The organism is Kluyvera genomosp. 2, from assembly GCF_036759865.1.
In the GTDB taxonomy this organism is placed as follows: Bacteria; Pseudomonadota; Gammaproteobacteria; order Enterobacterales; family Enterobacteriaceae; genus Kluyvera; species Kluyvera ascorbata_B.
Window position 1 is genome coordinate 151,845 of record NZ_JAPKIA010000013.1, and the last position, 17,766, is coordinate 169,610.

Below are 17,766 nucleotides of genomic sequence, written 5' to 3' on the forward strand. Positions count from 1 at the left end.
ATCAAAGCGCAGCGCCGCTATTCCAGCTGCTCCAGCTCGCCGTGCGGGGTTACGCGCCAGCGATGCTCACAGAAAAAGAGTAGCGGGTTATCCTGTTTACTGTCGCTGTATCCGCTGTATAAGCGCAGCGGTGCGCCCAGACGCAGCTCTAACTGCGCCACCTTCTCATGCCCCAGGCAGCGTACCGACAGCACGCGTCCACCACAAGCGCGCCGCATCTGACTGCCGATAAGATTCACCCGAGCCATCCAGGGAGCGTCAGCGTAGACCCGCTCCACCAGCGTTTGCGGCGACCCGGTAATCAGCCAGACGTCAGCATCCTGATGCTGGAGATAGCTATCCAAACGCGCCTGTACCCTCGGGAACGGCGTGACCGTGGCACGAAACCAGATAATAAAGCTCGCTTCCAGCGCGTTGAGCGTCGCTTCGCGCCGCCCGAAGGTGCAGCCCCACAGCAGAACGCTCATCGGCCAGCGGGCCGCGCGGCCTTTGATCAGCATTGCGATGCCGATAAACGGCAGCAGCGGCAGCACCAGCAGCGCATTAAGCGGCAGACGGCGCAGCAGATAGCGGATGAACGCGCCAAACAGATCCTGCTGATGCAGCGTGCCGTCGAGATCGAAAAACACCACGCGGCGAGAATTGCGTGTCAAAGAAGCCTCCTGTATTCCTCACTGAGCAAGCCCACAGACTAGCAGATTGCCCGCCCGCTTTCGCCAAACGGCGGCTCAACGACGCTGGTGCACGAAAAGAGTTGCGTTTTTACCGACACATGGAATATTTAATTCGGTATATTCCGTTATAATAGAATACATAATTCTTTCCGACGAGCAGATTGCTGCTCTGGCGCAGCAGAGTTATCGCGTCCATGAGGTTGTTATGAATTGTTTAATCAGTATCCGTCAGCGTTACCCCCAGTTGGCGCAAAGCGACCGTAAGCTGGCGGATTTTATTCTGGTGCAGCCGGATCTGGCGCGTCACTTAAGCTCACAGCAGTTGGCAAGCCAGGCGGGTGTCAGCCAGTCCAGCGTCGTGAAGTTCGCCCAGAAGCTGGGTTTTAAAGGCTTCCCCGCGCTGAAGCTGGCGCTGAGCGAAGCGCTGGCCAGCAACGCGAATCCCCACTCGGTCGCGGTACATAACCAGATTTGCGGCGACGATCCGCTGCGCCTGGTGGGTGAGAAGCTGATTAAGGACAACGTGGCGGCGATGCACGCCTCTTTGGACGTCAACAGCGAAGACAAGTTGCTGGAGACCGTTAACCTGCTGCGTAACGCGCGACGTATCGTCCTGACCGGCATTGGCGCATCGGGGCTGGTGGCGCGCAACTTTAGCTGGAAGTTGATGAAAATTGGCTTTAACGCCGTGGCGGAGCTGGACATGCACGCCCTACTGGCCACCGTCCAGGCGATGACCCAGGACGATCTGCTACTCGCAGTGTCCTACTCCGGCGCCCGACGCGAAATCAATCTCGCCGCCGATGAAACGCTGCGGGTGGGTGGCAAGGTGCTGGCCATTACCGGCTTTTCACCAAATACCTTACAACAGCGCGCAACCCACTGCCTGTATACCATTGCCGAAGAGCAGGCAACGCGCAGCGCTGCCATCTCTTCCACCAGCGCGCAGATGATGCTAACCGACCTGCTGTTTATGGGGCTGGTTCAGCAGGATCTGGAAAATGCACCGGAGCGTATTCGCCACAGCGAAGCGCTAGTGAAAAAGCTGGTGTGATCGGCGGTGCGATTACCGCAGAAAAGGTATGGCCTGAGTGGAAAATGAGCGTATAATGCGCGCCCTGTTTATTTTGTTTCTGAGAAATTCCTGATGGCGCTGTTAATCACCAAAAAATGTATCAACTGCGATATGTGCGAACCGGAATGCCCAAATCAGGCCATTTCGATGGGTGATAGCATCTATGAGATCAACAGCGATCGCTGCACCGAGTGCGTCGGCCATTACGATACGCCAACCTGTCAGAAAGTGTGCCCGATCCCGAATACAATCCTGAAGGATCCGGCACATCCTGAGACGGAAGAACAGCTGTGGGACAAGTTCGTCGTGCTGCACCACGCGGATAAAATTTAGCTTTCGACGATCACCGTCGCGCAGGCGTAGTGGCGCTCATCGGCGAGCGTCACATGCATATGCGCCACGCCCATTCGCTCTGCCAGCAGCTTTGCCTCACCCCATAACCTCAGCTTCGGTTTACCCATCTCATCGTTGTAAACTTCAAACTGGTTAAACGCCAGGCCGTTACGAATACCGGTACCCAGCGCTTTTGAGGCCGCTTCTTTGACCGCAAAGCGCTTAGCCAGAAAACGCACCGGCTGCTGGTGCGTCTCCCAGATGGCCCATTCGTTATCGCTGAGCACCCGGCGTGCAAGGCGATCGCCGCTACGGGCAATGACCTCTTCAATACGGGCGATTTCGACGATATCGGTTCCGAGCCCCAGAATCGCCATTACGCGCGCGCTTCCAGCATCAGGCGTTTCATCTCGGCAACCGCTTCTTTCAGGCCGGTCATGACCGCGCGGCCAATGATCGCGTGACCAATGTTCAGCTCGTGCATCTCCGGTAGCGCCGCGACGGCTTTGACGTTGTGATAGGTCAGGCCATGGCCGGCGTTCACTTTCAGCCCCAGGCTGGCGGCATAGGTCGCCGCTTTCGCGATGCGCTCAAGCTCTTTTGCCTGTTCCGCATCGGTGGTGGCATCGGCATAGCAGCCGGTGTGAATTTCGATATACGGCGCGCCAACGTCGGCAGCGGCTTTAATCTGTGCGTTATCGGCATCGATAAACAGCGACACCAGAATACCGGCGTCGGCCAGGCGTTTGCAGGCATCGCGCATTTTGTCGAGCTGACCGGCAACGTCCAGACCGCCTTCGGTGGTCACTTCCTGACGCTTTTCCGGCACCAGGCAGCAGAAATGCGGTTTGGTTTCACAGGCGATGGTCAGCATCTCTTCGGTAACCGCCATCTCCAGGTTCATGCGAGTGTCCAGCGTCTGGCGCAGAATGCGCACGTCGCGGTCGGTGATGTGGCGGCGATCTTCACGTAAATGCACGGTGATGCCATCCGCACCGGCTTGCTCGGCGATAAATGCCGCCTGAACCGGATCGGGATAGGCGGTGCCGCGCGCGTTACGCAGGGTGGCAATGTGGTCAATATTGACGCCTAACAGTAATTCAGCCATGACAATCCTCGTGTTTTTATTTTTGCGATCTTTCCCCTCACGCAGCCCTCTCTCTACAGAAGCAAAGCGCATGAGGCAATATAAGTTAACGCTTAGGCATAAACTGCCGGAATAATTCTCGGCTCTTCAACGGCTTCCCCCCAAGATACGGCTTTAGTGCCATACGGGTAAAGCGTTTCGCGGCGCGCAGCGAGTCCACGTCGGGAAATTCACGACTGGCCAGCGCTTTTAGCTGATGCCCGGTAAAGGTATTGTGATCGATCACGACGCTGGCAATAAAGCCTTTCTCTTCACGGTAGCGATAGGTCATGGTGTCTTCGACCTCATCCCCGCTGCCAGCGCAGTGGAGGAAGTCAACGCCGTAGCCCAAATGCCCCAGCAGCGCCAGCTCGAAGCGGCGCAGCGCCGGTTCAGGCGAACCCGCGGCGCCAGCCAGCGCCTGGATGCAGTGCAGGTAGTCAAAAAACAGCTCGGAAAAGCGGGTTTCGTGCTCAAGCACCCGCGACACCAGTTCATTGATGTACAGACCGCTGTATAGCGTGATGCCGCTAAGGGGAAGCGCCAGCGAAACGGCTTCGGCGCTGCGCAGCGTTTTCACTTCGCCACGACCGCCAAAACGGACTAACAGGGGGGTAAAGGGCTGAAGCGCACCTTTAAGGTTGGAGCGTTTGGAACGTGCGCCTTTCGCCACAAGGCGCACGCGGCCCGACTCTTCCGTGAAGACGTCCAGCATCAGGCTGGTTTCGCTCCAGGGGCGACTATGCAGAACAAAAGCGCGCTGCCAGCCCTCCATCGGGGTTATTCTCAGAGATCGTCGACGTAACCGAGACTGCGCAGCGCGCGCTCGTCATCCGCCCAGCCTGATTTCACTTTCACCCACAGCTCCAGGTGAACAGGCGCTTCGAACATCTCCTGCATGTCTTTACGGGCTTCAATACCGATGGTTTTGATTTTGGCGCCTTTATTGCCAATCACCATCTTTTTCTGCCCTTCGCGCTCAACCAGGATCAGGCCGTTGATGTCATAACCCCCCCGCTCGTTAGAGACGAAGCGTTCGATTTCAACGGTCACCGAGTACGGCAGCTCTGCGCCAAGGAAACGCATCAGTTTTTCACGGATGATTTCAGAGGCCATAAAGCGCTGGGAACGGTCGGTGATGTAATCTTCCGGGAAGTGATGGGTCGCTTCCGGCAGATGCTTGCGCACGATTCCGGCCACGGTGTCCACGTTCAGGCCGCTCTCTGCAGAGATAGGCACGATGTCCAGGAAGTTCATCTGGCTGCCGAGGAACTGCAGGTGCGGTAACAGATCCGCTTTTTCCTGTACGTTATCGACCTTATTCACCGCCAGAATCACCGGCGCTTTGCCTTCGCGCAGCTTGTTCAGCACCATTTCGTCATCCGGCGTCCAACGGGTGCCTTCCACGACGAAAATCACCAGCTCAACGTCGCCGATGGAGCTGCTGGCAGCTTTGTTCATCAGACGGTTGATCGCGCGTTTCTCTTCCATGTGCAGACCCGGGGTATCAACGTAGATAGCCTGGTACGCGCCTTCAGTATGAATACCGACAATACGGTGACGCGTCGTCTGCGCTTTACGGGAGGTGATAGAGATCTTCTGCCCGAGCAGCTTGTTCAGCAGTGTGGATTTGCCCACGTTCGGACGTCCGACGATGGCAATAAATCCGCAGTAAGTTTTTTCTTCGCTCATTCCAGCTCCAGCTTTTTCAGCGCCTGTTCGGCGGCAGCCTGTTCCGCCTTGCGACGGCTGGAACCTGTGCCGACCACCGGTTCACTCAGGCCGCTAACCTGGCAGTGGATAGTAAATTCCTGATCGTGTGCTTCCCCACGCACCTGAACCACCAGATAGGACGGCAGCGGCAGATGGCGGCCTTGCAGATACTCCTGCAAGCGTGTTTTTGGATCTTTTTGCTTATCGCCCGGACTGATTTCGTCCAGACGCGTCTGGTACCAAGAGAGGATTAGCTTCTCGACAGTTTGAATATCGCTGTCGAGGAACACCCCGCCGATTAACGCTTCAACCGTATCCGCCAGAATGGATTCCCGACGGAAGCCACCGCTTTTCAGCTCGCCCGGCCCCAAGCGCAGGCATTCGCCCAGCTCGAACTCACGGGCAATTTCAGCCAGCGTGTTACCGCGAACCAGCGTCGCGCGCATACGGCTCATATCGCCTTCATCCACGCGCGGGAAGCGGTGGTAGAGCGCGTTCGCAATCACGTAACTCAAAATGGAATCGCCCAGGAACTCTAAGCGTTCGTTATGTTTGCTGCTGGCACTGCGGTGCGTTAACGCCTGTTGCAACAGCTCCTGATGAAGAAAAGTGTAGCCCAGCTTCCGTTGAAGCCGATTAATTACGATGGGGTTCATGCGATACCAAAATAAATAAATGCGTCAAAAATGCAGCACACGAAACAGACCTGAGGAAAACCAACGCGGTTTCGTGTGCCGTGTCTCCCATAAGAGACATCCGAAACTTCGGGGGGATATTCTATACGCAACGACAAGGGATGTCGTTAGTTTGAATAGATTAAAACTAAATAATTCACGCAGCGCACACCAGGCCGCTGCGTGAAGACGAACAGAGGATTAGTGAATGCCACCGATGCGGCTCAAACGCACGCCGGTCGGCCACTGGCCCTCTTGTTTTTCGAAGCTCATCCAGATAGCGGTCGCTTTACCCACCAGGTTCGCTTCCGGCACAAAGCCCCAATAACGGCTGTCCGCGCTGTTATCGCGGTTATCACCCATCATGAAGTATTGCCCCGGCGGGACGATCCAGGTTGCCAGCGGCAGACCGGACTGGTGGTAGTACATCCCAACCTGGTCCTGAGCGATAGGCACGGTCAGGATCCGGTGGTTAACGTCACCCAGCGTTTCCTGACGTTGATCCAGACGCACGCCATCGGCTTTACGCTCACCCTGCGGCATTTCGAAGAAGCCGCTGGTGGCTTCTCCGCCGTTGCTGCGGGAGAAGGTCTGTACAAAATCACTCGGCTCAACGTTGGAATAGGTCACCGGCAGCGCATTACCGCACGCCTGGCCGGAGCTGCAGCCTGGCTGAATGGTGACCTGCTTGGCGATCGGATCGTAGGTGACCTTATCTCCCGGCAGGCCCACGGTGCGCTTGATGTAGTCAAGGCGAGGATCTTCCGGGTATTTAAACACGACGATGTCGCCGCGCTTCGGATGGCCCGTTTCAATAATCGTCTTCTGGTAGATCGGATCTTTAATTCCATAGGCGAATTTTTCCACCAGAATAAAGTCGCCGATCAGCAGCGTTGGCATCATCGAACCGGAAGGGATCTGGAACGGCTCATAAATGAATGAACGGACGATCAGCACGATAGCCAGTACCGGGAAGACCGACGCGCCGGTTTCCAGCCAGCCCGGTTTCGGGCCGACTTTTTTCAGCGTCTTTTTATCCAGCGCTTCGCCGGTGGCAACCTGCGCCGCCGCCTGACGTTCCCGCCGTTTAGGGGCGAAGATAAATTTATCTACGCACCACAGGACGCCCGTCACCAGTGTGGCAATCACCAGAATCAGGGCAAACATGTTCGCCATGCCAACTCCTTAGAGATTATTTGTTGTCTTTACCAACATGCAGAATGGCAAGGAACGCTTCCTGCGGCAGCTCGACGTTACCGATCTGCTTCATGCGCTTTTTACCCTCTTTCTGTTTTTGCAGCAGCTTTTTCTTACGGCTGATATCGCCACCGTAGCATTTCGCCAGAACGTTTTTACGCAGCTGCTTCACCGTTGAACGCGCGATGATGTGCGTGCCAATGGCCGCCTGGATCGCGATATCAAACTGCTGGCGAGGGATCAGATCTTTCATCTTCTCGACCAGTTCACGCCCGCGGCTCTGGGAGTTGTCGCGGTGGGTAATCAGCGCCAGCGCATCGACACGTTCGTTGTTGATGAGGACATCAACGCGCACCATGTCAGAGGCCTGGAAGCGTTTGAAGTTATAGTCCAGCGACGCATAGCCGCGAGAAGTCGACTTCAGACGGTCGAAGAAGTCGAGTACCACTTCCGCCATCGGGATTTCATAGGTCAGCGCCACCTGGTTACCGTGGTAAACCATGTTGGTCTGTACGCCGCGCTTCTCGATACACAGGGTAATCACGTTACCGAGGTACGCCTGCGGCAGCAGCATGTGACACTCAGCGATTGGCTCACGCAATTCGTAGATGTTGTTCAGCGGCGGCAGTTTGGACGGGCTATCAACGTAGATAGTTTCTTTCGCCGTGGTTTCAACTTCGTAGACGACGGTCGGCGCGGTGGTGATCAGATCCAGGTCGTATTCACGTTCCAGACGTTCCTGAATGATCTCCATGTGCAGCAGACCGAGGAAGCCACAGCGGAAGCCGAAGCCCAGCGCGGTTGAGCTTTCCGGTTCATAGAACAAGGAGGCATCGTTGAGGCTCAGCTTACCGAGCGCATCGCGGAAGTTTTCGTAGTCGTCAGAGCTTACCGGGAACAGACCGGCGTAAACCTGCGGCTTCACTTTTTTAAAGCCTGGCAGCGGTTTGTCTGCCGGGTTACGCGCCTGGGTCAGGGTATCGCCAACCGGTGCGCCAAGGATGTCTTTAATCGCACACACCAGCCAACCTACCTCGCCGCATTTCAGCTCGGTACGGTCAACCTGTTTTGGCGTGAAGATGCCCAGTCGGTCGGCGTTATAGACCTGACCGGTGCTCATCACTTTGATTTTGTCGCCTTTACGCATGGTGCCGTTTTTAATACGCACCAGCGAAACCACGCCCAGGTAGTTATCGAACCAGGAGTCGATAATCAGCGCCTGCAGCGGGCCTTCCGCATCGCCTTCCGGCGGCGGAATGTCGCGTACCAGGCGTTCCAGCACGTCGGTCACGCCGACGCCGGTTTTCGCCGAGCAGCGAACGGCATCGGTCGCGTCGATGCCAACGATGTCTTCAATCTCTTCCGCTACGCGCTCAGGATCGGCGGCCGGCAGGTCGATTTTGTTCAGAACCGGCACGACTTCCAGATCCATTTCCATAGCGGTATAGCAGTTCGCCAGGGTCTGCGCTTCTACGCCCTGCCCGGCGTCAACCACCAGCAGTGCGCCTTCACAGGCCGCGAGGGAACGGGAAACCTCATAGGAGAAGTCGACGTGGCCCGGGGTGTCGATAAAGTTCAGCTGATAGGTTTCCCCGTCGGCTGATTTAAAGTCCAGCGTCACGCTTTGCGCTTTGATGGTAATGCCACGTTCGCGTTCCAGATCCATTGAGTCCAGAACCTGGGCTTCCATTTCGCGGTCGGAAAGGCCGCCACAAATCTGAATAATGCGGTCAGACAGCGTCGATTTACCGTGGTCGATATGTGCAATGATGGAGAAGTTACGTATATTCTTCATATATTAAAATATTTATGCCTTACGAATACTTTGAGGCCGCGGTACGGAGCCTGACATTATTGTCGTTCGAAAACGCCGCATTCTACACTACAACCGCGTAACCAGGAAATGCTCTTCCCGCAAGCATAGCGCTTCCTGCGAGCAGCGTTCCAAAAAAATAAAGCCAGTGTAATCACTGGCTCATTTCGGAGGGCGATACCGTGCGGACCAGGTCGGGCGGGAGCCCCACGCTGATAATCACCGGCTGCCAGGTTTCCCGGGCGGCCAGCCGCGGCGAGAAGCCTTTGGCAACCAAAAAACCGCCCACACCGCCAAGCACCGCGCCGCACAGCGCGGCGATATCGCTACCGAACAGCACCTGAAACAGCGCCGCGACCACAAACAGCCCAAGCAGCGGTGACATATATACCAGCATGGCGGAACCGAGCAGGCTGCTTTCGCTGATACCCAGCTCAACCTTTTGCCCGGCCACCAGCGGCTGCGCGCTGGGTACAGAGATGGTGTGGCTGGTTTGCGGCCCGAGCTTGTTCAGCACCCGGCTGCCGCAGCCCGCACGCGAGGCGCAGCTGTTGCAGGAAGCTTTGACATCACAGCTCACCTGCGCCACGCCGTTGTCCCACGCGATGACGGTGGCCCACTCTTTAATCATTGCGGCGCACCCTTGAATTGAATGCCGTCCGCCACGCGCTTCGCCGTTTGCGGCGGCAGTTCGCCAACGATGGTAATTTCGGCCTGGTTGCGAACCGTTGTGCTGACCGTGCGACGCCCGGTACGCAGCATTTGATCGCTGCTATTGGCCGCCGCGCGGTTGATATTAATGGAGAAGCTAAACAGGCCATCTGAGTAGAGACGAGACTCTACCGGGCTATCGACGCTCGGCAACGTACGGCGGCTGCTGGAAACCTCTTTAAAGCCCTGCGGTACCCAGCTCGCGGACCAGTTCAGCGCGACGTTGTTGCTGGTTGGCACCGACAGCTGCGGCGGCAGGCTCGCTTTCGCCAGCCCCTGCATAATACCGCTAACCTGTTCGCCGGTGATAACCGCAATCACCCGGAACTGCTCAAGCGTTTCGCCATCGCGATCCAGCAGATCGACCCGCATTGGCAGCTTACTTTCGCTGTCGATCCAGACGATGTAGCTGTAACGCGTCCCGTCACGCGCCACGACGCGAATGACGTCACACATGCGATCGGCAATGCGCGTGCGCCCGACGGAGATAAAGTCGTAGTACGGCGCCAGACGTTTGAAGTCGGTATACACCAGAGAAGGCAAGGAATCGACAATATAGTCGCCGTTCAGCGTGAAGGGATCGAGGCCCGGCTCAAAGTAGCTGATTTCGTTGCCGCGCTGGACCACTGCCCGACGCGGGCCGTCCATTTGCAACAGCTCAGCCAGCGGCTGACCGTTCAGACGCACGTGCCGATAGCGTAACGATTCAACGCCGGATTTATTAATGCTGACGAACGACAGCTCGTAGTTGAGTGACTGACTGGCCAGATTCATTTCCTGCAACAACGCCCCGGACGATACATCAGCCGAGGCGTTTGCGGAGAAGAACAGGCTACCAGCCACAAGTGACATGGCACACCAAAGTTGCTTCATTACTGCGATTGCGTTCCTAGAGTTTGATAGCCTGGCACCTGAACAGCCGCTTGCTGAGTTTGTGCCTGCTCAAACTGAAGCTGTTCTGAATGCAAGCGACGCTGCAATTCATAATCCTGCAGCATAGCATTAATACGACGGCGCTGTTCCTGAACCTGCTGCTGACCGTTACCTGCGGATGCCTCCGAAGGTACGCCCAGGCTGACCGGGCTGGCTTTGCCCATCATCGGCAGCGTATTAAACACCGGTGACTCAGGCTGAGAGGAGTCCGGTTGCCCATTATAGTGCTGAACGCCGACAATAACAGCCAGCGAAACGCACGCGGCCACGCCCATTTGGGTGAGCGAACTGGCCCAGGGACGAACTTTGTTCCAGAACGGCATTTTTTGCCATTGATGAGGTGCTGGCTGGGCTTCAGGGATGAGCGGCGCGGTCGGTTGCCGAACGGGCTCATTTTCGATGGCGGCCATCACGCGAGAAGAGATATCAAAGTGAAGCACTTCACTCGTATCGCCACGCAGCGAGTCACGAATGAGGTGATAGCTCTCCCAGGTTTCCTGCAGCTCTGCCGAGCGTGTTAACTCAGTCAACAGCTCGTTATCCAGCGTTTCACCATCCATTAAGGCGGAAAGTTGTTCTTTCTGCATGCCTAATACCTTTTCCAGTATCCCGCTTCCGTCAACGCCTGATAAGCGGTTGAACTTTGTTATCGATAGCTTCTCGCGCTCGGAAGATACGTGAACGAACCGTACCGACCGGGCAATCCATAATAGCCGCTATCTCTTCATAGCTTAGGCCATCGAGCTCCCGCAAGGTAATTGCCATGCGTAAATCTTCCGGAAGCGCTTCAATGGTGCGAAAAACTATCTGTCTCAGTTCTTCTGACAACATTAAGTTCTCAGGGTTCGAAATTTCTTTCAAAGCGCCGCCGCTTTCAAAGTTTTCGGCCTCGTTCGCGTCTACATCGCTGGACGGCGGACGACGCCCCTGAGCAACCAGGTAATTTTTAGCTGTGTTCACCGCAATGCGGTACAGCCACGTATAGAAAGCACTATCTCCCCGGAACGAATCCAGCGCACGATAGGCCTTAATAAAAGACTCTTGTACGACATCCGGCACGTCGCCGGATGGCACATAGCGGGAAACCAGGCTCGCAACCTTATGCTGGTAGCGGACGACCAGGAGGTTAAAAGCCTTTTGATCTCCTTTCTGGACCCGTTCAACAAGAACCTGATCCGTTAACTGCTCACTCATCCGAGGTAATGTCTCCCCAAACCCTATTCCCATGCGTAATCAGAATGCCACTCCAACACTGCATTATGAGCAAGCATAAGCTTAGAGCGTTCGATTTTCGTAAAGTTCCGTTACGCTTTGTTTTTTGTTTCGCAGCAGACCGTTCATTGTCTGTCATTATAAGTCTGCCGATGTTAACAGATGTGTAAGTTGCGAAATAAAAACGCAAATCGACTGAAGAGTAACGTAACCCGGGCTTTTTTTCATCATAAATAGCGGTGATAGTCCCTGCGTTTATTCAGATTTTTTATCCCCTTGAGCCGCGCGTCCCCTCACAAGATGTTTAGTCATTACAACATAAGATCAAAAAAAACCCTGCCCATGTCGCTTTTATGGTGCTAATCTGCCCATACCGTGTTTAGTAAATTAAACAATCATGATGAACTCACTCCCAGAACACTCCTGTGATGTATTGATTATCGGTAGCGGGGCTGCCGGTCTTTCACTGGCGCTGCGTCTTGCTGAGCACAGCCAGGTGATCGTCCTGAGCAAAGGCCCGATAAGCGAAGGCTCAACCTTTTACGCACAAGGGGGCATTGCCGCCGTTTTCGATGAAACCGACAGCGTGGACTCGCACGTTGAGGATACGCTGATTGCCGGCGCGGGCATCTGCGATCGCCAGGCTGTCTCGTTTGTGGCCAGTAACGCCAGACACTGCGTGCAGTGGCTTATCGACCAGGGCGTGCTGTTTGACACCCAGGTTCAGGCGAACGGCGAAGAGAGCTACCATCTGACCCGCGAAGGCGGTCATAGCCATCGCCGGATTCTGCACGCCGCCGACGCTACCGGGCGCGAAGTCGAAAATACGCTGGTCGGTAAGGCAATGAATCATCCGAACATTCGCGTGCTGGAACGCTGCAACGCCGTCGACCTGATTGTTTCAGATAAAATCGGCCTGCCGGGAACCCGTCGCGTTGTTGGCGCGTGGATCTGGGACCGCAATAAAGAGAAGGTAGAAACCTGCTCGGCAAAATCGGTGGTACTGGCAACGGGCGGCGCGTCAAAGGTGTATCAGTACACCACCAATCCGGATATCTCATCCGGCGACGGTATCGCCATGGCCTGGCGCGCAGGCTGCCGCGTGGCCAACCTCGAGTTTAACCAGTTCCACCCCACCGCGCTGTATCACCCGCAGGCGCGCAATTTTCTGCTCACCGAAGCCCTGCGAGGCGAAGGTGCGCACCTTAAGCGCCCGGATGGCAGCCGCTTTATGCCGGACTTCGACGAACGCGCTGAGCTTGCGCCGCGTGATATTGTCGCCCGCGCTATCGACCATGAGATGAAGCGTCTGGGCGTTGATTGTATGTATCTGGACATCAGTCATAAACCGGAAGCCTTTGTGCGCCAGCACTTCCCGATGATTTATGAGAAGCTGCTGGGTCTGGGCATCGATTTGACTCAGGAAGCGGTGCCGATTGTCCCGGCCGCGCACTACACCTGCGGCGGGGTGATGGTCGATGACTATGGTCGTACCGATGTCGACGGCCTGTACGCCATCGGAGAGGTAAGCTACACCGGCCTGCACGGTGCCAACCGTATGGCCTCTAACTCACTGCTGGAGTGTCTGGTATACGGCTGGTCTGCGGCAGAAGATATTCTCAAACGCATGCCGTATGCCCGTCAGATTGACACGCTGCCTGCCTGGGATGAAAGCCGCGTGGAAAACTCCGATGAACTGGTTGTGATTCAGCACAACTGGCACGAGCTACGGCTGTTTATGTGGGACTACGTCGGCATCGTTCGCACCACCAAGCGGCTGGAGCGTGCTCTGCGCCGCATCACCATGCTTCAGCAGGAGCTGGACGAGTATTATTCACGTTTCCGCGTCTCCAATAATTTGCTGGAGCTGCGCAACCTGGTGCAGGTCGCAGAACTGATCGTGCGCTGCGCGATGATGCGTAAAGAGAGCCGCGGGCTGCATTATACGCTCGACTACCCGGAGCTGCTTGCGGACTCCGGGCCGTCAATCCTCTCACCGCTGGTTCACATAAATAAATAGAACGCCTGGGTCAGTGCGGCGTAGCCTTCTGAGTACTGCTGCTCTGGCCCACGGATCGTTAGCCTGTCGCTATAGCACTCCCCGCCTTGCGGCGAGAACGCCAGCAGAACGCGATGCGGTAAACGGACTTCGGTTTCCGCGACGTCGGTGCGCAGGCGCAAATGCCAGCCCATCGACAGGGCCTGCTGTGTAAAGGTCTGGCCGATATTTTCCGGCAGCACAACGCAGAAGAAGCCGTCTTCGGTGATGGCATCCGTCGCACAGGCCAGCAGAGCCTGATGATCGAGCGTGGTAGTATAACGCGCCTGCTCGCGCTGCGGCGTAGCGCATTCAACGCCCTGCTCGTAGTAAGGTGGATTACTGACGATCAGGTCATAGCGCGTCGTCAACCCGGCCACCCACTGCTGAATATCGGCCGTATGCACCGAAATACGATCGGCCCACGGTGATTCAGCCACGTTTTCCCGCGCCTGTGCGGCAGCATCCTCGTCCAGCTCTACGGCATCCACAGTGACATTCTCATCGGTGCGCTGCGCTAGCATTAACGCCAGCAGCCCGCTACCCGCGCCGATATCCAGAACCCGGCTGACGCGGGCGATCGGCGCCCAGGCACCGAGTAAAATGCCGTCAGTACCGACCTTCATGGCGCAGCGGTCGTGGGCGACAAAAAACTTTTTAAAGGTAAATCCGTTGCGACGCAGCGCGGATTTAGAATCAGACGTCATAAGTAACCTTGCGGGCCAAACCAGATAACTATTCGGCTATGAACAATACCCGAGAACAGATAGCCGCACAAACAGATGAAGATTAGAGCCGTAACGTCTATAATCAGCGCCTCACACAGAGGTAATCATGACTGTAACGACTTTTTCCGAACTTGAACTTGACGAAAGCCTGCTGGATGCCCTCCAGAGCAAAGGCTTTACACGCCCGACTGCCATTCAGGCTGCCGCCATTCCGCCTGCGCTCGATGGACGTGATGTTCTCGGTTCTGCGCCAACCGGCACCGGTAAAACAGCGGCGTATTTGCTGCCTGCGTTGCAGCACCTGCTCGACTTTCCGCGTAAAAAATCCGGACCGCCGCGTATTCTGATCCTCACGCCGACGCGTGAACTGGCAATGCAGGTCGCCGATCATGCCCGCGAACTGGCCAAAAATACCCATCTGGACATCGCCACCATCACCGGCGGCGTGGCATATATGAACCATGCCGAAGTGTTCAGCGAAAACCAGGACATCGTGGTCGCCACCACCGGTCGTCTGCTGCAGTACATCAAAGAAGAAAACTTCGACTGCCGGGCCGTTGAGACGCTGATCCTCGATGAAGCAGACCGCATGCTGGACATGGGTTTTGCCCAGGATATCGAACACATCGCTGGCGAAACTCGCTGGCGCAAACAGACGCTGCTCTTCTCCGCCACGCTGGAAGGCGAAGCGATCAAGGACTTTGCCGAGCGTCTGCTGGAAGATCCGGTTGAAGTATCCGCCACGCCGTCAACCCGCGAACGTAAGAAGATTCACCAGTGGTACTATCGTGCCGATAACTTCGAACATAAAGTTGAGCTGCTGAAGCACCTGCTGAAGCAGGAAGACGCCACCCGCACCATCGTGTTTGTGCGTAAGCGTGAGCGCGTGCATGAACTGGCTGAAATTCTGCGTCAGGCTGGAATTAACAACTGTTATCTCGAAGGCGAAATGCCGCAGATTAAGCGTAACGAAGGCATCAAACGTCTGACCGACGGCCGCGTAAACGTTCTGGTTGCCACCGACGTTGCCGCACGCGGGATTGATATCCCCGACGTCAGCCATGTGATTAACTTCGATATGCCGCGCGGCGCCGATACCTATCTGCACCGTATCGGTCGTACCGGCCGCGCGGGTCGGAAAGGCACGGCGATTTCACTGGTGGAAACGCACGATCACCTGCTGATGCTGAAAATTGGCCGCTACATCGAAGAGCCGCTGAAGTCTCGCGTTATCGATGGGCTGCGCCCGACCACTCGAGCGCCAAGCGAGAAGATGACCGGCAAGCCGTCGAAGAAAGTGCTGGCGAAGCGCGCCGAGCAGAAAAAAGCGAAAGACAAAGATAAACCGCGCGTGAAAGTGCGTCACCGCGATGCCAAAAACGTCGGTAAGCGCCGCAAGCCTAGCGGCAGCGGGACCGGTGAACAAAGCACCGAAGAGTAAAACTAACGCCGGGACCTATTCCCGGCATTTTTATATCGACGGGTAAGGGATAGCGGCCATGAAGAAAAAAGAGTTCGTGACTCAGGACCTCCTCAGCAAAATTTACCAGCAGCCGGGTGATGGGCCGCGTAAGCTACCGCCGGAGCGTCAGTTGGCCGAAGAGTACGGCGTATCGCGATTCACCATCCGCCAGGCGCTGGAAAAACTCGCCAGCATTGGTGTAGTGCGCATTGTGCAGGGCTCTGGCATCTGGATTAACGAGCAGACGCGCGGCAATCCACTGGTCTATAACTCGATCACCGAAAAACGCTTCGACCAGATGCGTTACCGGATGATCAGCCTGCACAAGAAGCGCCCCGAGCGAGAAGACCGGCAGATTTTCGGCCTGACCGACGACGATTTTATCTGGCAGTTCTGCCGCCTGCGCTTTGTCGATAACGTCGCCACGCAAATTGAAGTCTCGCGGATGCCCGCGACGATGTTCAGCGACCTGAACCAGGAGGTCATTGAACGCTCGCTACAGCAGTATGTACTGGAGAAGGGTTACCCGATTTCCCACCTGCTGACCAGCTACCGGGCGATTAGCGTCAGCCGTGAGCAGGCCGCCCTTCTTGGCTGTAAAAAAGGCAGCCCGGCCATGCACATCAATAACCGGGGGATCCTCGACGGCGGGCAGGTGTATGAGATCAGCGACATCGTCGATATCAACTACTCCTGCACCTACGTTATCCCCCATAACCGCGACAACCTCGCTTTTCGCCAGCAGCCGCAGGCTTAGTTACGGTGTATGCATCGTTCCGTCCGGCAGACGGCTTTGCGTCCACTCGTGCGGGCGATAGACCACTGGATGCGCCAGCGCCTGCGCTTCATCAAAACCGACGCCAATACCCGGTTCCATTGGTGGATAGATAAAGCCGTTGTTCACCACCGGCCCGCCAGGGAAGACCGCATCCGTGGCGATGGCGCGCGGAATAAATTCCTGAATCGCGGCGTTGTGCAGATGAATATTCAGATGCGTATTCACCGCCACGCCGATAGGCGTCATGTCGCCAGGGCCATGCCATGCCAGACGTACGCCAAAGGCCTGACACAGTACCGCCAGCTTCAATGCCGGGGTGATGCCGCCAATCTGCGAAATATGGCAGCGAATAAAATCAATCTGCCGGTTAACGATAAGGTCATGCCATTCCGCCGGATTATTAAATAGCTCCCCCATCGCCAGCGGCACGCAGGTTTGCTGGCGAATCTGCGCCAGCCACGCGCTCTGCTGCGGCGGTAAAATGTCCTCGATAAACCACGGCTGATAAGGTTCCAGCAGCTTCGCCAGTTGGAGCGCCTGCTGCGGGAAGAGGCGCTCGTGGACATCGTGCAGAATATGAAAGCGGTGGCCATAGCGCGCACGCAGCAGGCGGAACATCTCTACCGTGTTGCGGATGTACTCATCCTGATCGAACCAGGCGCCCGGCGTTGGATTTTCTGGCGTCTGCATTTCACGCGGCGTACCGCCGTAAAAGCCGAGCTGGCAGCGGATGTAGCGATAACCCTGCTCCAGCAGCTTATCCACCGAGATAAACAGTTCATCCGGCGTTTCGCCGCTGGCGTGCGTGTAGGCCGAGATGGCATCGCGTGATTTTCCACCCAGCAATTGGTACAGCGGCATGCCGGCCAGCTTGGCCTTGATGTCCCATAACGCCATATCCACGCCGGAGATGGCGTTGTTCATTACCGGACCGTTGCGCCAGTAGGCGTTGACGTTCATCATCTGCCAGAGATCTTCGATATTATTCGCATCGCGCCCCACCAGCAGCGGCTGTAGATATTCATCGACCATGGTTTTCACCGCCAGCGGGCGCTGCTGGAAGGTGGCGCAGCCGTAGCCGACGGTGCCGCTGTCGGTCGTCACCCGTACCGTCACCAGATTGTGACGGTCAGGGCGTGTGATAAAACAGTCAATCGCAGTAATCAGCGTGGGTTTCACTGAAGGCTCCCTGGGAAAATAATAATAAGACTGGCATTATCTTCACTCTATTTTTGCGGTTCGGTAAACCTTTTTATTAAATATATTTTTTGGTTTAAAAAGGGGTTTATTTCCAATAAA

Annotated in this window: 19 protein-coding genes; 5 read left to right on the forward strand and 14 right to left on the reverse strand. The window is 56.2% G+C overall.

Translation table 11 applies throughout. The features are described 5' to 3' along the window. Positions 1-17: 17 nt before the first annotated feature. Positions 18-653, reverse strand: coding sequence for a phosphatidylglycerophosphatase C (gene yfhb, locus V6942_RS15565; protein WP_333501448.1), 636 nt, complete (start codon positions 651-653; stop codon positions 18-20). 226 nt (positions 654-879) lie between these two features. On the opposite strand from yfhb, the gene V6942_RS15570 reads away from it, so the two are divergent. Further along, a complete protein-coding gene (locus V6942_RS15570) occupies positions 880-1,728 on the forward strand; it encodes a MurR/RpiR family transcriptional regulator (RefSeq protein WP_106924058.1) in 849 nt (282 codons plus the stop codon). Positions 1,729-1,821: 93 nt separating this feature from the next. Beyond that, positions 1,822-2,082 (forward strand): YfhL family 4Fe-4S dicluster ferredoxin, encoded by a 261-nt coding sequence (locus V6942_RS15575; RefSeq protein ID WP_106924057.1) that lies wholly within the window; start codon positions 1,822-1,824, stop codon positions 2,080-2,082. Here the strand turns inward: V6942_RS15575 and acpS are convergent. The 11 genes from acpS to rpoE form a co-directional block, all read right to left on the reverse strand. Continuing rightward, entirely contained in the window at positions 2,079-2,459 is a 381-nt protein-coding gene (acpS, locus tag V6942_RS15580) for a holo-ACP synthase (RefSeq protein ID WP_333501449.1), read from the reverse strand. The two genes, V6942_RS15575 and acpS, sit on opposite strands and share 4 nt — an antisense overlap. Continuing rightward, positions 2,459-3,190, reverse strand: a complete 732-nt coding sequence (pdxJ, locus tag V6942_RS15585; protein ID WP_035891302.1) for a pyridoxine 5'-phosphate synthase — start codon at positions 3,188-3,190, stop codon at positions 2,459-2,461. Before pdxJ ends, acpS begins: the two co-directional genes overlap by 1 nt. Before the next feature lie 85 nt (positions 3,191-3,275). Next, complete coding sequence (gene recO, locus V6942_RS15590; protein WP_333501450.1) at positions 3,276-3,983, reverse strand: DNA repair protein RecO; 708 nt, start codon at positions 3,981-3,983, stop codon at positions 3,276-3,278. A gap of 11 nt (positions 3,984-3,994) precedes the next feature. Continuing rightward, positions 3,995-4,900 (reverse strand): GTPase Era, encoded by a 906-nt coding sequence (gene era, locus V6942_RS15595; RefSeq protein ID WP_106924054.1) that lies wholly within the window; start codon positions 4,898-4,900, stop codon positions 3,995-3,997. Next, entirely contained in the window at positions 4,897-5,577 is a 681-nt protein-coding gene (rnc, locus tag V6942_RS15600; protein WP_064543445.1) for a ribonuclease III, read from the reverse strand. Before rnc ends, era begins: the two co-directional genes overlap by 4 nt. Before the next feature lie 219 nt (positions 5,578-5,796). Further along, the gene (gene lepB / locus V6942_RS15605) at positions 5,797-6,771 is read right to left on the reverse strand and encodes a signal peptidase I (protein WP_106924053.1); all 975 of its coding nucleotides are present in this window, start codon (positions 6,769-6,771) and stop codon (positions 5,797-5,799) included. 16 nt (positions 6,772-6,787) lie between these two features. Beyond that, positions 6,788-8,587, reverse strand: coding sequence for a translation elongation factor 4 (lepA, locus tag V6942_RS15610; RefSeq protein WP_106924052.1), 1,800 nt, complete (start codon positions 8,585-8,587; stop codon positions 6,788-6,790). A 172-nt stretch (positions 8,588-8,759) separates the two neighbouring features. After that, positions 8,760-9,236, reverse strand: coding sequence for a SoxR-reducing system protein RseC (gene rseC / locus V6942_RS15615; RefSeq protein WP_106924051.1), 477 nt, complete (start codon positions 9,234-9,236; stop codon positions 8,760-8,762). Further along, a complete protein-coding gene (gene rseB, locus V6942_RS15620) occupies positions 9,233-10,189 on the reverse strand; it encodes a sigma-E factor regulatory protein RseB (protein WP_106924050.1) in 957 nt (318 codons plus the stop codon). Before rseB ends, rseC begins: the two co-directional genes overlap by 4 nt. Continuing rightward, entirely contained in the window at positions 10,189-10,836 is a 648-nt protein-coding gene (rseA, locus tag V6942_RS15625) for an anti-sigma-E factor RseA (RefSeq protein ID WP_106924049.1), read from the reverse strand. The genes rseB and rseA overlap by 1 nt, the downstream gene beginning before the upstream one ends. A gap of 31 nt (positions 10,837-10,867) precedes the next feature. After that, on the reverse strand, positions 10,868-11,443 hold the full coding sequence (gene rpoE / locus V6942_RS15630; RefSeq protein WP_106924048.1) for an RNA polymerase sigma factor RpoE: 576 nt from the start codon (positions 11,441-11,443) through the stop codon (positions 10,868-10,870). A gap of 418 nt (positions 11,444-11,861) precedes the next feature. On the opposite strand from rpoE, the gene nadB reads away from it, so the two are divergent. After that, positions 11,862-13,481: an L-aspartate oxidase gene (gene nadB, locus V6942_RS15635; RefSeq protein WP_106924433.1), complete on the forward strand. Its 1,620-nt coding sequence runs from the start codon at positions 11,862-11,864 to the stop codon at positions 13,479-13,481. Here the strand turns inward: nadB and trmN are convergent. After that, the gene (gene trmN, locus V6942_RS15640; protein ID WP_106924047.1) at positions 13,466-14,206 is read right to left on the reverse strand and encodes a tRNA(1)(Val) (adenine(37)-N(6))-methyltransferase TrmN; all 741 of its coding nucleotides are present in this window, start codon (positions 14,204-14,206) and stop codon (positions 13,466-13,468) included. The genes nadB and trmN overlap by 16 nt on opposite strands. 127 nt (positions 14,207-14,333) lie before the next feature. On the opposite strand from trmN, the gene srmB reads away from it, so the two are divergent. Beyond that, a complete protein-coding gene (srmB, locus tag V6942_RS15645; RefSeq protein WP_106924046.1) occupies positions 14,334-15,668 on the forward strand; it encodes an ATP-dependent RNA helicase SrmB in 1,335 nt (444 codons plus the stop codon). 58 nt (positions 15,669-15,726) lie between these two features. Further along, complete coding sequence (locus V6942_RS15650) at positions 15,727-16,446, forward strand: GntR family transcriptional regulator (protein ID WP_182930172.1); 720 nt, start codon at positions 15,727-15,729, stop codon at positions 16,444-16,446. Here the strand turns inward: V6942_RS15650 and V6942_RS15655 are convergent, their stop codons facing one another. Then, on the reverse strand, positions 16,447-17,646 hold the full coding sequence (locus V6942_RS15655; protein WP_106924044.1) for an enolase C-terminal domain-like protein: 1,200 nt from the start codon (positions 17,644-17,646) through the stop codon (positions 16,447-16,449). Positions 17,647-17,766: the final 120 nt, after the last annotated feature.